We start from the raw sequence: 13,890 nt of genomic DNA, 5'->3' as shown, positions 1-13,890 counted from the left end.
GGGCCGCACTGTGCGGACCCGGCGTCGCCGAGATGTTTGCCCCGACCGGAAATCGAACCGGAAATGAAAAGTGCGCCCACCGGAAAATCGGGTGAGAGCACTTGTAAGCTTTTTGGGGACCACAACCGCAACTGGCGTCACCGTAGCACAGTGATAACCGGCGAACCGGGAAGGCCTTTCCGGCCCGATAAAATTCCGGCGTCGTGTCATCCGATATCCGGTCCTGAAATCCCATGAACGGTAGTACGGTCATGCGGTCATATGGTCAGGCGCCGATGCGTAGCAGGGCGAGGGTGATGTTGTCGGGTCCTCCCGCGTCGATCGCGGCCTTCCACAGCTCGAAGGCCGCCCTGCCGTCGTCGTGCACCCGCAGCAGTTCCTCGATCGTGTCGTCCGGCACCGGGTCGGTCAGCCCGTCGCTGCACACCAGGTAGCGGTCGCCCTCCGCCAGGGGGAAGGTCTCGATGTGCGGGGTGATCGCACTGTGGGCGCGGCTGCCGCCGAGCACCTGCGTGACGGCGGACGTGGTGCGGTGCCCGGGCACCGGGGGCGGGCTGTCGTCCACGCTCACCTGGTGCAGGCCGTCGCGCGCCGCGTGGAACACCTTGCTGTCGCCGACGTTGAAGGCCAGCAGCGACTCGGCCAGTACGAGGGCGCCGGCGACCGTGGTCCCCATGGCGGTCAGGTCCGGCCTGCCGTCGGCGGCCGAGTACACCGCGTCGTTGCAGAGCTGCAGCGCGTCGCCGACGGCTTCCGTGCAGTCCAGGGAGGGGCCGAGCGAGGAGAGCTGGCGTACCACGAGCTCGCTGGCCACCTCCCCGGCCGGCTGCCCGCCGAGCCCGTCGGCGACCGCGACGACGAGCGGTCTGCCGAAGGGGAACACCAGTGTCTGGGGGTTCTGGGTCACGGTCCCGCACAGGGTCCACGGCCCGATGACGAGGCTGTCCTCGTTGTGCTCGCGGACCAGCCCGACATGGCTCAGGGCGGTCACAGCTATGTACGTCACCTCGTCGTCCCGCCTCTCCGCAAGGCCACCGGCAGACGCGTCCTCGCCACCATTGTCGCGCCGCTCCGGCATGCGGGGCGCGGTCTGCCGGAGCACGCTGGTCGTGGAGCTGCCTGTCCCCCCGACGGCGGCCGGGCCAGGAAGGACTGCCGCAGATGTTCGCGAGGCTCAGCACCTACCAGGGATCACCCGTCCCCGCGGAGGGGGACCTGGTGGCGCATTCGGAGGAGATCGTCCGGCAGGTGCAGGACGCACCCGGCTTCCGGGGCGTCTACTACCTGGTCGACCGGGCCACCGGGGAGGCCAAGTCGCTGACCCTGTGGGAGGACGAGCGGAGCATGCGGGACAGCGAGGAACTCGCCAACCGGATCCGCGAGGAGACCGCCCGGCGGGAGGGCCAGGAGGTGGTCGGGGTCCAGCACTTCGAGGTGGGCTTCAGCCATCTGGAGCCGTAGCGGCAGCACCCTGCGCACGCGTCTCGGCGCGGCGTGAGAGCGAGGTACGAGGACGAGGAGCGATGGTCATGGGCAAGCTCTCGATCGACCAGCTGCGAGAACGCGTACGCGGGGCGGTCGTCACCCCCGACGACGACGCCTACGAGGAGGCGCGCGCGGTCAACAACGCCATGATCGACCGGAGGCCGGCCGCCGTCGTGCGGTGTGCCAACGCCGGCGACGTCATGGCGGCGGTCGACTTCGCGCGGGAGAACGGGCTGGACCTCGCCGTCCGCGGCGGCGGCCACAGCGTGCCCGGCTTCGGCACCTGCGACGACGGCGTGGTCGCAGACCTGTCCGGGATGCGCGGGGTCCGCGTCGACGCCGCGCGCCGCACGGCGCGCGCGGAGGGCGGCGCGACCTGGGGCGACTTCAACGCGGCGACCTACGCCTACGGGCTGGCCACCACCGGCGGGATCATCTCCACCACCGGCATCGGCGGGCTCACCCTCGGCGGCGGCATCGGCTACCTGTGCCGCGGCCTGGGTCTGAGCTGCGACAACCTGATCTCGGCCGATGTGGTGACGGCGGACGGCCGGATCGTCGTGGCGAGCGAGGAGGAGAATCCCGACCTCTTCTGGGCGCTGCGCGGCGGCAGCGGGAACTTCGGCGCGGTGACCTCGTTCGAGTACCGGCTCAGCCCGGTCAAGGACATCTACGGCGGACCGATGCTCTTCGAGCTGGACGACGCCGCGACCGTGCTGCGGTCCTTCGCCGAGTACATCGCCGACGCCCCGGAGCAGCTCGGCGGCTTCCCGGCCTTCCAGCTCGCCCCGCCGCTGCCGTTCATCCCGGCGGACCGGCACGGCGATCCCTTCGCCCTGATCGTGGCGTGCTGGGCGGGGCCGCTCGACGAGGGGGAGCGGGCCCTCCGGGCCTTCCACGACTTCGCCCCGGTGGTGGCGGAGCACGTCGGCCCCATGCCGTACCCGGCGCTCAACAGCGCCTTCGACGCGCTCGTGCCGCCCGGCCTGCAGCACTACTGGAAGGCCAACTTCGTGACCGAGCTGACCGACGCCGCGATCGAGGCGCACCTGGTGCACGGCCCGAAGCTGCCGGCCGTGAACTCGACGGTCCACATCTATCCGGTCAACGGCGCCTGCCATCGCGTCGGAGCGCAGGAGACGGCATTCGCCTACCGCGATGCCAACTTCGCCACCGTCATCGCCGGGATGTGGCCGGACCCCGCGGACAACGACGCGAACATCGCCTGGGTCCGCGACTACTACGAGGCCACCGCCCCGCACTCGGAGGAGGGCGGCTACATCAACTTCATGGCCGAGGACGACCAGAGCCGGATCAGGGCCAACTACAAGGGGAACTACGACCGTCTGGCCGAGGTGAAGCGGACGTACGACCCGGGGAACCTCTTCCACCTGAACCAGAACATCCAGCCCGCCGCCTGAGACGGTGCGGATGCGGACCGTGACCGGTTGTGCATAGTTGGTCGTAGTACCGGAAGGTCCCGTACGCCAGGTTTGCCCTGATCGAGGAAGGCCCCCCATGAAGCGTTTCCCGGTGGTCGGTGTGCTCTGCCTGAGCGCGGTGTTCGGCCTCAGCGCGTGTTCCGACGACAGTTCCCCCGCCGAGGAGGCCACCGAGGCCGCGGCCGACCTGTGCACCGACCTGAACGCCCTCAAGGCCGACAACGCCAAGCTGAAGGCACTGAACCCCGCCGTCGCGACCAAGGACCAGATCAAGGACGCCGTCGACGCCGTCCAGGATGACTGGGAGGACGTGAAGGAGAACGCGAGCAAGCTCAAGGACGCGGAGCGCGAGGCGGTCCAGTCCGCCGCCGAGAACCTGAAGAAGGGCTACGAGGACCTGCCGGGCGACACGACCGGCAAGGACGCACTTACCCAGCTGCAGCCCCAGATCCAGTCGCTGGACCAGGCGACGACGGCCGCCGCCTCCGGTCTCAAGTGCTGACGACCGGGTGACCGCCCCCTCCCTCCGCGCAGAAGACCCCGTCCGGCTCCCGGGCGGGGTCTTCGTCTGCCTGCCGGTTCAGGTCTCGTCGTCGCCCGGGAACAGCGGCGGATGTTCCCGCCTGCGCATCCCGACCCTGACCGCGCCGAAGAGGGCCTTGGCCATCACGCCGACCACGATCAGGTCGGCGATCATCTGCACGGTGGTCAGCACGCGCCCGGTCCCGGTGGTGGGGGTGATGTCGCCGAAGCCCACGGTCGCGAACACCGTGACGGTGAAGTACATGGCGTCCGTGCGGTTCAGCGGCTCCGAGAAGGACGCCGGCACGCTTTCGGCGAGCAGGAAGTACGTGGCCGAGAAGATCACCAGGAACAACGGCACGGCGGTGGCCAGGGCTTCGAGGGCGCGCAGCCGCGGATACTCCGCATGGGTGATGGCGGCGGTCTGCCAGGCCGTCAGCAGGCCGAAGGCGACGAGCCCGAGCGCGAGCGTCACGACGGTCCGGACACCGAACCCGCCGTCCAGGGGCGCCGCGTAGTACAGCGCCGTCAGCAGGACCACCGAGGCCGTCGAGCGCAGGGCGGAGCCCAGGACGGCGCTTCGGCGGCGGCGGGCTGCGTTGCGTTCCATGCCTTCAGGAGAACGCCCCGGAACCCATCCGGCGACCGGAGCCCCGGTGGCCGCGGGGGCTCAGCTCGTGAGGTCGTAGAGGCTCCTGCCGACCAGCCACAGGCCGAGGGTGAGGCAGGCGAAGACGATGGCCGGGTCCTTGTGGTCCGACAGCCAGGACCGCAGGCCCGTCAGTACGAGCGCGGCCCGCTCGGGTGCGAACACCATGTACAGCTCCATCGCCAGCAGGGTGGAGGAGGCGAGCAGGCAGAAGCCGAACAGGGCCAGGAACGTGCTGCTCTGGGAGAGGTCCGCCTCCACGACGGTGGCGGCGGCCGCGCCGACCATGCCCCACGGCTGCAGGAGCACCGCGAGTCCGGCCGCCGACCATGCGGATGCCTGGTCCATGCGGGACGTGAGGGCGTGCGAGTCCCCCGAGGGAGCGGCCGTCCCGGGAGCCCGCCGGCGCCGGTACTCGGCGTAGGCGACCAGCCCGATGCCCAGGGCCAGACGGATCACCAGCCCGGCGGTGGCCGGGGGAGAGCGGGGCGGCGGGGGCTCCCCACCGGTCAGGAACATCACGATGGCGATCACGGCGACGAGGCAGCCGAACCAGGCCAGGATGAAGGCCAGTCCCTTCCACAGGCCGCGGGGCGCGGACACCACCAGCACGAACGCCATGACGGGCAGCGGATAGAGCGTGATGATCAGCCCGATGACGAGCAGGTCAAGCACCATCGGCTTTTTCCCGTCGGTGGATCGACCCTTCCTCGGGAACCGGGAAGGGAATGCTCATGCGTCCATGGTCGCGCCGTGCCGCGGACAGGTGCAAAAGATCCCCCATTCGCTCGGCATGCGGAGTAACGGACCCGCCTGTATCAATGAAGTACCACGTGCATGATCGGAGTCGGGCATGGACGACTATCCACTTCTCAACCTCTTCTGGACGATGCTGTGGTTCTTCCTCTGGATGATGTGGTTCTTCCTGCTCTTCAAAGTCATCACGGACATCTTCCGTGACCACAGCCTGCACGGCTGGGGCAAGGCGGGATGGCTCATTCTCGTGCTGCTGATCCCCTTCATCGGAGTGTTCATCTACGTCATCGCGCGCGGCCGCAGCATGCACGAGCGCGATGCGAAGCAGATCAGGGAGAACGAGGCGGCGTTCCGCTCGTACGTCCAGCAGACGGCCGGCAGCGGTGGCGGCGGCAGCGCGGACGAGCTGGGCAAACTCTCCGCGCTCAAGGACAAGGGCGACATCAGCCAGGAGGAGTTCGAGCGGGCCAAGGCCAGGATCCTGGCCTGAGCGGCACCGGTCCGGCGGCCCCGCCCCCGCCTGGGGCGGGGCCCGCCGGGCTCATTCGCGCTCCGGCCGGTCGCCCGCTCCGTCGGCGACGCGGCCGCCGGCCGCAAGCAGGGCCAGTACGGCGAGCACCACGAGCAGGATCAGCACCAGCAACAGCACCGTCAGCACGGTCGGGTGGTTCCACAGCGCGAACACGAGCGCGATGACGAGGAGCGCGCCGACGGTGAGCGCGTGGCGGTGGGCCTCCACCCATCGGCCGGCGCCGCCGGTGTGCACCCCGTGTCCGGCGCCCCAGAGCGCCGCGGAGTCGGCCGTACGGTCGGCCCTGCCGCGCACGCCGCGCGCCAGACGGCCGGCGCCGGACAGGTAGGCGCCGAGCGCCACGACGATCCCGAGGACGATCGCGGTCCGCAGACTGACCCGCAGGAAGCGCACCAGCGTGTCGAAGACGGCCGCCGCCGCCTCCGGGGACTGGACCTCCTCGGGAAGGTTGTCGAGGTAGTAACGGCGGCCCACCACCAGGGCGATGGCGACCAGCAGGCAGGCGAACGCGGCGCACAGCGCGGTGGTCACCAGGGCCCGGCGCCGGCGCCGGGCGAGCAGCACGCCGGCCGCGCCGAGGAGGACCGTGATGACGGGCAGCCAGTTGCCGAGGACGTCGAGCAGGTGCACCGCGCCCCTGATCTGCCCCAGCTTGTCGTTGTGGAAGAGCACCATCTGCTTGTTGACCTCGGGGATCTTCTCCGCCGGGGAGACCCCGGCGGCCACGAGCTCTTCCTTGACCTTGTCGACGGCCTCGCCGACGTCGAGGGTGACGGTGCCGCCGTCGACGCCGACCGCACCGCGGCCCTTGCCGGTGAGCGCGTGCACCACGGCGTTGTGGGCGGCGCGGTTGGCGACGGTCCACACGTTCTCGAACCGGTCGCTCTCCACGAACCGGGTCGCCACCTTGGAGACGACCTGGTCGGCGGCCGAGTCCAGCTGCGGGCCCAGCGCCTTGACCGCCGCGCCCACGCGCGGCGGCAGTCCCTGGGACTCCAGCCACTTCGCCAGGTCGGCCGTGACCTGGGAGCCGTCCACCTTGACGTCGGCCGCCGCCGTGATGCGGTGGACGGCCGCCTGCTCGATCGCCGGGTTCGAGGCGAGCGGCTTGACCGTGGAGACGTACCGGTCGGTGTCCAGCACGATGTCGTGCACCCACACCGTGAGCAGGGAGACCGGTACGAAGATGCACGTCAGCGTGATCAGTACCGCCGAGAGGGTGCTCTTCGCGATCCGCCCCCCACGGGATCCGCCGCCCGCGGCGGCGGTCGGTCGGGAGGGCGGCGCCGCGCCGGGCGGGTCGCCGGGTGACGGGGACGGCTCACTCATGGCACTCCCGGGGACGACTGGGCAACGGCGGGGCGCGGCGGAGGCCGCGCCCTGCCATTGGACCCAGACGGTCACGGGACCCGCCTGTTCAGCTGGGCCCTCCAGGTGACACCGCCCGGAACCCGGCCTAGCCCTCGGCGACCGCGCGCAGCGGGCTCAGTGCCGCTGCCCGGCGGGCGGGGACGACCGCCGCGGCCGCCCCGACGGCCAGGGACAGCAGGCACACCAGCAGCAGGGTCCCCCACGGGAGCACGAACGCGTACTGGGCCACCGCGCCGTTCGCCAGCGAGCCGACCGCCCAGGCGCTGAACACGCCGCCGGCCAGCCCCAGCAGCGTGCCGAACGCGGCGACGATCACGGCCTCCAGCCGAACCATCCTCCGGACGCCGGCCCGGTCCATGCCGATGGCGCGCAGCACGCCGATCTCCCGGGTCCGCTCCGATACCGACATGGCCAGGGTGTTCACGATCCCGAGCGCGCTGATCACGACGCCGATGGCGAGCAGCCCGTACATCAGGGTCAGCAGATCGCCGACACTGCCCGCGGCCTCGTGGACGAGGGCCGCCCGGTCCTGGACCTTCAGCAGCGGGTTGTCGCCCACCGCGGTGCGCAGCCGCTTCCCGACGGCGCCGGAGGCGGCGCCGTCGTCCGTGGTGACGAGGATCCGCTGGACGGAGCCGGGCAGGAAGCCGCTGCTGCGCACCTCGCCGAGGTCGCCGAGCGCGTCGCCGGCCACGGGGTTGTCCCGGTAGACGCCGACGACCGTGTACGGGCTCAGGTCCCGGCCGCGCCCGATGCCCGCGTCGAGCCGGTCGCCGACGGCGAGCCCCTGCTCGCGGGCGAGGGTGGCGGAGACGGCGATCCGGCCCGGCCCGAGCTCCTTGGCGGAGCCGTCGACGAAGTCCAGCCGCATGACCGCGTCCACGGCGGCCGGCTCCACGCCGGCGATCTGCCGGACCCCGCCGCCGACGAACAGCGACACGTCCGCGACGGCGGCCGCGGTCCGCACCCCGGCGGCGGCGGCCACCCGCTGGACGGCGGCCGGGTCGATGCCCTGGGTGGGGGTGCGGGTGCCGATCACGTAGTCGGCGCCGAGTCCCGCCGCGGCCTGCCGGTCCAACGCCTGCGCGGTGGAGTGCCCGACGACGGCGAGCCCGGCCACCAGCGCCGTGCTGATCATCAGGGTGGACGCGGTGGCCGCGGTGCGCCGCGGGTCGCGCAGCGCGTTCTCCCGGGCGAGGTGGCCGACGGCGCCGAACCGGCCGGTCAGCCGCCCCGCCAGCCGGATCACCGGTGCGGCGAGCAGCGGCGCGAGCACGATCAGGGCGACGACGAGGACACCGCAGGCGAGCATCGCGTCCTGGAGGTTCTGCACCGAGGCGTCCTTCACCCCGCTCAGCGACACCAGCAGCCCCGCGCCGAGGACGAGCAGGACCAGCCCCCCGGCGGCGCGGATCCGCGTACGCGTGGCGGAGGGAGGCTGCTGCGCCGAGCGCATCGCCTCGACGGGTGCGACCCTCGCCGCCCTGCGGGACGGCAGCCACGCGGCGAGCACCGTGACCCCCACGCCGACGCCGAGCGCGGCCACGACCGGCCGCGGGCCGATCACCAGCGGCCCGTCGGGCAGGGTGTCCTGCCCGGTGCCGAGCAGGCCGGGCAGTACGGCGGCGACCCCGATCCCGAGGAGGAAGCCGGCGGCGGAGGAGACGAGCCCGAGGAGGGCGGCCTCGGCGAGCACGGAGCCGGCCACCTGGCGGCGCGAGGCGCCGATGGCCCGGAGCAGTGCGATCTCGCGGGTGCGCCGCGTCACCAGCATCGTGAAGGTGTTGACGATGAGGAAGGAGCCGATGAACAGCGAGACCCCGGCGAAGACCAGCGGCAGCTTGGCGTGACCCCGGGTCAGGGTGTCGACGTGGGCGGCCTGTTGCGCCGCCTGGGCGGCTCCGGTGGTGGCCTCGGCCCGGCCGGCCGGGAGCACGGGGGCGACCCGGCGGGAGAGTTCGGCCTGGCCGGTGCCGGGCGTGGCGGTCAGGTCGATCCCGGTGTACCGGCCGGGGGAGGCGAACAACTGCTGGGCGGTGGTCCTGTCGAACAGGGCGAGGGTGCCGCCCGCGGTCACCCGGGTGTCCTTCGTGGCGACGATGCCCACGAGCCGCTTGGCCATGACCGGGCCGTCGGTCGCCAGCGTGATCGTGTCGCCGAGGCGGAACCGGCCGGCGGCGGCGGTGCCGCCGTCCACGGCGATCTCCTCGCCGCTGCGCGGGGCACGGCCCTCGACCAGCGGATACCGCCCGTCCTCGCCGTTCGCGCCGGGTACGTGGGCCGCGCCGAGGTTCGCCCAGGCCTTGCCGGCCCGGAGCGGGGTGCCGTCCGCGGCGGACAGGGTGGCCGAGCCGTCGGCGGTGGGCCGTACGGCGGCGACACCGGGCACGCCGGCCAGCTTCCGTACGAGCGCGTCGTCCAGGACGCTCGTGCGGTCTTCTCCGGGGGGCGCGTCCGGGGAGTCCTTCGGGGTCACGGTGACCGCGATGCCGGCGAAGTTCTTCGAGGCGGCGGCACGGTAGGCGGCCGCGGAGGAGTCGGCGAAGACGAGGGTGCCGGAGACGAAGGCGACACCGAGGCAGACCGCCAGGACGGTCATGGCCAGACGGGCCTTGTGCGCGAGGACGTTGCGCAGGGCTGTTCGCAGCATGGGGAGCTTTCGGGTGCGGGTGCGGGTGCGGGGAGGCGGGGGGCGGTAGGGAGGCGTCAGCGGGTGGGGCGTCCGGCACCTGGGCCCGCACCGGGGGCCGCGCCTTCTCGGTGACCCTCGCCCCCGGCCCCGCCCCCGGCCCCGCCCCCGGCCCCGCCCCCGCCCCCGCCCCCGCCCTTGGCCCCGCCCCCGCTCTCGAACCCGAGCATCCGGTCGAGTACGGCCGCGGAGGTCGGCTCGTGCAGCTCGTCGACGACGTGGCCGTCGGCGAGGAACAGGACCCGGTCCGCGTACGACGCGGCCGCCGGGTCATGGGTGACCATCACCACCGTCTGTCCCAACTCCCGTACGCAGTCCCGCAGGAAGCCGAGGATCTCGGCGCCGGAGCGCGAGTCGAGGTTCCCGGTCGGCTCGTCGGCGAAGACGATCTCGGGCCGGGAGATCAGCGCCCGCGCCACCGCGACCCGCTGCTGCTGCCCGCCGGAGAGCTCGGCCGGGCGGTGGCCCAGGCGGCCCGCCAGCCCGACGGTGGCGACGACGGCCTCCAGCCAGGCGGCGTCCGGCCGGCGTCCGGCGAGCCGCAGCGGCAGTGTGATGTTCTCCAGCGCGGTCAGGGTGGGCATCAGGTTGAAGCCCTGGAACACGAAACCCACCTTGTCCCGCCGCAGGGTGGTCAGCTGCTTCTCGCTCAGCGAGGACAGCTCGGTGCCGCCGATGCGCGCCGAACCGGAGGTCACCGTGTCCAGCCCGGCCAGGCAGTGCATCAGCGTGGACTTGCCGGAGCCGGAGGGGCCCATGACGGCGGTGAACCGGCCACGGGCGAAGTCGACCGTCACCGCGTCCAGGGCGGTCACCCGGGTGTCCCCCTTCCCGTACACCTTGGTCAGACCGGTGGCGCGGGCGGCGGGTTCGGGGGAAGGAGAGAACTGCGACATGTGGGGACTCCGCCTCGGGTGCGAGGAGCGACGGTCCGCACCCGACGGGGTGGGCGGACCGGGGGACGCATCCATGCTCACCGCCCTGACCTGCGCAAACATCCTGCTGGAGGCTGGAGTCGAGCTCTGTCCGAGGGAGGGTTGCGGGCCCTTCCCCTCTGTCTTCGGACACAGTCGCGGCGGCGCCGCCTCCGCCTTCGGGCAGAGCCGGGCGGGCGCGGGGCGCCGGGAGGCGCGGTGTCAGGAGGACAGGCCCGTCCGGTGGGCGAGGAGGGCCGCCTGTACCCGGCTCGCCGAGCCGGTCTTCTCCAGGATCGCGCCGACGTGCGTCTTCACCGTGCCGACCCCGATCCCGAGCCGCCCGGCGATGTCCTGGTTCGACAACCCCTCGCCCAGCATCGAGAGGACCTCCCGCTCCCGTACGGTGAGCCGCGCGATCCGCTCGTCCGTGAGCGCGGGGTCGCAGCCGTCCCGGTCGCCGCCGTGCAGCATCCGGGCGATCACCGACCCGGTCACGCCCGGGGAGAGCACGGAGTCGCCGGCGGCCGCCGCCCGCACCGCGGCGATGAGCTCCTGCGGGCCCTCGTCCTTCAGGAGGAAGCCCGCGGCGCCCTCGCGCAGGGCCCGCAGGACGTTGTCCTCGTCGCCGAAGGTCGTCAGCATCACCACGCGCGGCGCCGGATCGAGGGCGAGCAGCGGTGCGATCGCGGCCAGGCCGTCGCACACCGGCATCCGGATGTCCACCAGCGCCACGTCGGGCCGGTGGGCGGCCGCCAGCTCGACGGCCTGGCGTCCGTCGGCGGCCTCGGCGACGACGTCGATGTCGCCCGCGTGACGCAGGATCAGGCGGACGCCGTGCCGGATCATCGTCTCGTCGTCGGCGAGCAGGACACGGATGGGCCGGGCGGGCGGAGTGGGCAGGAAGGGCTCGGTCACGGGATCTCCCAGGGCGTGGCGTCCCGGACCGACGGTACGTCGAACCGGTCGATGGCGATCAGCCGCTGGGCGGCGTCGAAGCAGTAGCGGGCGATGAGCAGGCCGCCGGGGCGCCGCTCGGTGGCGCCGTTGAAGGGGTAGACGCAGCCGGCCGTACCGGCCGGGCGCGGCGGTTCGTGGCCGGTGGCGGCGGCCCGCACCGCGCCGTTGTCCTGTACGCCTAGGGCCGCCACTTCCCCGTACGTCATGCCGACGCGCGGCAGCGGGGCCGGTCCCGAGCGGCCGGACGGCTGGGCGGCGTACACGAAGGCGATCCCGACGACCATGAGCGCGGACAGCGCCGCCAGCCCGAAGCCGAGCGTCAGGGCCTCGGCGGTCCGGCGCCCGTCGGGCCCCGCGGCCGCGGCCGGGTAGGTGCCGGACGGCTGCGTGCCGGACGGGTCTGCGCCGGACGGTGGCCGATGGGTGTCCGGCCCGGCGGGGGTGCGTCCGGTGGCGGGGTCGCCGTCGGGCTGGGCCGGCACGGCCGCGTCCACCCGGAACCCGCCGGACGGCAGCGCGGCCGCCTCGAACGTGCCGCCGAGCAGTTCCACCCGCTCGCGCAGTCCGGTCAGGCCGCGCCCGGTGCCCGGTTCGTCCGCGGGGGCCGGCGGCCCGGGCCGCGTCCCGTTGCGCACGGTGACCCGTACCCGCGCGTCGTCGTGCACGACCGTCACGCCGACGTGCGCGTCCGGCGCGTACCGGTGCACGTTGGTCAGCGCCTCCCGTACGACGCGGTGCACCGCCCGGCGGACCGGGGCGGGGCGGGCGTCGAGGTCCGGTCCCGTCCAGTCGAGCCGCACCGCGATCCCGCCGTCGCGCGACTGCGCGACCAGCGCCTCGATGTCGGCGCGCGTGCCGGTCGCGTCGGTGAGCGCGTCGGGCCCGGTGTCGCGGCCGAGCGGCCCGAGTACGCCGAGGGCCTGGCGCAGCTCGCGCATGGCGTCGCGGGTGGTGCGCCGGACCAGGACGGCCTCCTCGCGCAGTTCCGGCGCGGCCCGCTCCAGGGCCAGCTCCAGGCCTCCGGCGTGCAGCGACACCAGGCTGAGCCGGTGGCCCACCAGATCGTGCATCTCGGCGGCGATGCGGGACCGCTCGTGGATCCGGGCCTCGCTGTCGGCCAGCCGGCGGGCCCGCTCCGCAGCGTCACCGCGCTCGCGCAGCGCCCGCAGCAGGCGGCCCTGCTGCCCCTGCGCCGTGCCGATCAGGCCGGGGACGATCACGGCGGTCGGCGCGAGGGCCAGGCCGAGGGCCAGCCCGTACGCCGCCGACCCGGGCCCGAGCCACGGCCCGGCCGCGGTCGCGCAGACGACGAGGAGGAGCCCGGCGCAGGCCAGCAGCCGGGCCCGCAGACGCGGTCGGGCCATCCGGCGGGCCACGGAGTAGGCGGCCGCCGCCGTGACGGGCCCGACGGCCGGTACGAGGCCGGTCAGCGCGGCGAGCACCAGGAGCGCCGCCCCGGGCAGGCGGCGGCGCAGCGCGAAGATCCCCGTACCCGCGGCGAGGGCGGCGAGCTGGAGGGCCGGGTACGGCAGGAACCCGAGGTGGCCGACGACCCCGTACACGCCCAGGCCGGCGAGGCCGGCGCCGGCCGTCTCCGCGACCGGGCGGACGCGGGCGGCGCGGGGCGAAAGGTTGAGGGGGACCACGCTGACCAGTATCGATGCCGGGATCCGCGTCGGCATGGACCTTGCGGCCGATCCGTGCCTCTGCCGAAAGACAGAGGGGGACAGGAGCGGGGATCGGCAGCGGGGATCAGAAGGGGACGGAGTCGTCCGGCCCCACGATCCCGAACAGCGCGCCCTCGGGGTCCCGCAGGGTGACCTCGTGGGAGCCGGGCCCGGAGTCCGCCACGGAGACGGTGCTGCCGCCCAGAGAGGTCGCGGCCTTCACCGCGGTCTCCAGGTCGGGAACCCGGAAGTGGACCTGCCAGCGCGGCCGCAGGTGCGGGTCGGGTGCCTGCGCGAGCGTGCCGCCGTGCAGGCGGGCCACCGTACGGCCCGCGTGGCGGAGCAGGATGCGGTTGTCCTCCTCCATGTAGGCGACCTCGCAGCACCCGGTGTGGGCACAGGCCCATTCCAGGACCTCGCCGTAGAAGATGGCGGCGTCGAAGGCGTTCCTGGTGCGCAGTTCGAGCCAGGCCGGCGCGGCCTCGCCGCCCATACCCCAGTCGGGGATGGCGTCGCCCTGCCAGATCCCGAAGACCGCGCCGTCGAGGTCGGAGGCGAGCGCCGCCCGCCCGGTACCGAAGGCGAGGGGGCCGACGGCGACGGTCCCGCTGCGTTCGAGGATGCGCGACGCGGTGACGTCGGCGTCGTCGACGGCGAAGTACGGGGTCCAGGCGACCGGGACCGTGACACCGGCGGGCATGGAACCGAGGCCGGCCACGGGGATCCCGTCGCTGAAGCCGACGGCGAAGCCCTCCCCGAGCCGGTCGTTGCCGAACCGCCAGCCGAGGACCGCACTGTAGAAGGCCTGTGCGGCGCCGACATCGCGCGCCATGAGGCTGACCCAGCAGGGTGCGCCGAAGGTTTCGTGACTCGATGTCGACACGCCTGTCATCCCCATCCGCC

General features: G+C 73.3%; 13 protein-coding genes. 4 read left to right on the top strand and 9 right to left on the bottom strand.

Annotated elements, in window-relative coordinates:
* Positions 1-265: 265 nt before the first annotated feature.
* Positions 266-1,006 carry a PP2C family protein-serine/threonine phosphatase gene (locus OHA91_RS18520; protein WP_031155752.1) on the bottom strand — a complete coding sequence of 247 codons (741 nt, stop codon included), beginning with the start codon at positions 1,004-1,006 and terminating at the stop codon, positions 266-268.
* Between the two features lie 155 nt (positions 1,007-1,161).
* Between OHA91_RS18520 and OHA91_RS18515 the strand changes: the two genes are divergently transcribed.
* From OHA91_RS18515 to OHA91_RS18505, 3 genes are all read left to right on the top strand, one after another.
* Positions 1,162-1,461, top strand: a complete 300-nt coding sequence (locus tag OHA91_RS18515; RefSeq protein ID WP_031155750.1) for a hypothetical protein — start codon at positions 1,162-1,164, stop codon at positions 1,459-1,461.
* 68 nt (positions 1,462-1,529) lie between these two features.
* The gene (locus tag OHA91_RS18510) at positions 1,530-2,906 is read left to right on the top strand and encodes an FAD-binding oxidoreductase (protein ID WP_031155748.1); all 1,377 of its coding nucleotides are present in this window, start codon (positions 1,530-1,532) and stop codon (positions 2,904-2,906) included.
* Between the two features lie 97 nt (positions 2,907-3,003).
* Entirely contained in the window at positions 3,004-3,429 is a 426-nt protein-coding gene (locus OHA91_RS18505) for a hypothetical protein (RefSeq protein WP_051893534.1), read from the top strand.
* Positions 3,430-3,507: 78 nt separating this feature from the next.
* Here OHA91_RS18505 and OHA91_RS18500 read toward each other — a convergent pair whose 3' ends face one another.
* Positions 3,508-4,059 (bottom strand): potassium channel family protein, encoded by a 552-nt coding sequence (locus OHA91_RS18500; protein WP_051893532.1) that lies wholly within the window; start codon positions 4,057-4,059, stop codon positions 3,508-3,510.
* 60 nt (positions 4,060-4,119) lie between these two features.
* Positions 4,120-4,776, bottom strand: a complete 657-nt coding sequence (locus OHA91_RS18495; RefSeq protein WP_031155741.1) for a GAP family protein — start codon at positions 4,774-4,776, stop codon at positions 4,120-4,122.
* A gap of 175 nt (positions 4,777-4,951) precedes the next feature.
* Between OHA91_RS18495 and OHA91_RS18490 the strand changes: the two genes are divergently transcribed.
* The gene (locus tag OHA91_RS18490; RefSeq protein ID WP_328739638.1) at positions 4,952-5,344 is read left to right on the top strand and encodes an SHOCT domain-containing protein; all 393 of its coding nucleotides are present in this window, start codon (positions 4,952-4,954) and stop codon (positions 5,342-5,344) included.
* A gap of 51 nt (positions 5,345-5,395) precedes the next feature.
* Here the strand turns inward: OHA91_RS18490 and OHA91_RS18485 are convergent, their stop codons facing one another.
* The 6 genes from OHA91_RS18485 to OHA91_RS18460 form a co-directional block, all read right to left on the bottom strand.
* Positions 5,396-6,715, bottom strand: coding sequence for a hypothetical protein (locus OHA91_RS18485; protein ID WP_245240237.1), 1,320 nt, complete (start codon positions 6,713-6,715; stop codon positions 5,396-5,398).
* A 127-nt stretch (positions 6,716-6,842) separates the two neighbouring features.
* Positions 6,843-9,407, bottom strand: coding sequence for an ABC transporter permease (locus tag OHA91_RS18480; protein ID WP_328739637.1), 2,565 nt, complete (start codon positions 9,405-9,407; stop codon positions 6,843-6,845).
* Between the two features lie 56 nt (positions 9,408-9,463).
* Entirely contained in the window at positions 9,464-10,342 is an 879-nt protein-coding gene (locus tag OHA91_RS18475) for an ABC transporter ATP-binding protein (protein WP_328739636.1), read from the bottom strand.
* A 240-nt stretch (positions 10,343-10,582) separates the two neighbouring features.
* Entirely contained in the window at positions 10,583-11,209 is a 627-nt protein-coding gene (locus OHA91_RS18470; RefSeq protein WP_408059241.1) for a response regulator, read from the bottom strand.
* A gap of 65 nt (positions 11,210-11,274) precedes the next feature.
* On the bottom strand, positions 11,275-12,684 hold the full coding sequence (locus tag OHA91_RS18465) for a sensor histidine kinase (protein WP_408059240.1): 1,410 nt from the start codon (positions 12,682-12,684) through the stop codon (positions 11,275-11,277).
* Between the two features lie 388 nt (positions 12,685-13,072).
* Positions 13,073-13,879, bottom strand: a complete 807-nt coding sequence (locus tag OHA91_RS18460; protein WP_328739634.1) for a VOC family protein — start codon at positions 13,877-13,879, stop codon at positions 13,073-13,075.
* Between the last annotated feature and the right edge of the window lie 11 nt (positions 13,880-13,890).

The organism is Streptomyces erythrochromogenes, assembly GCF_036170895.1.
Classification (GTDB): Bacteria; Actinomycetota; Actinomycetes; order Streptomycetales; family Streptomycetaceae; genus Streptomyces; species Streptomyces erythrochromogenes.
The sequence above is the reverse complement of the archived record's forward strand: the minus strand, read 5'-3'. Positions and strand labels throughout refer to the sequence as shown.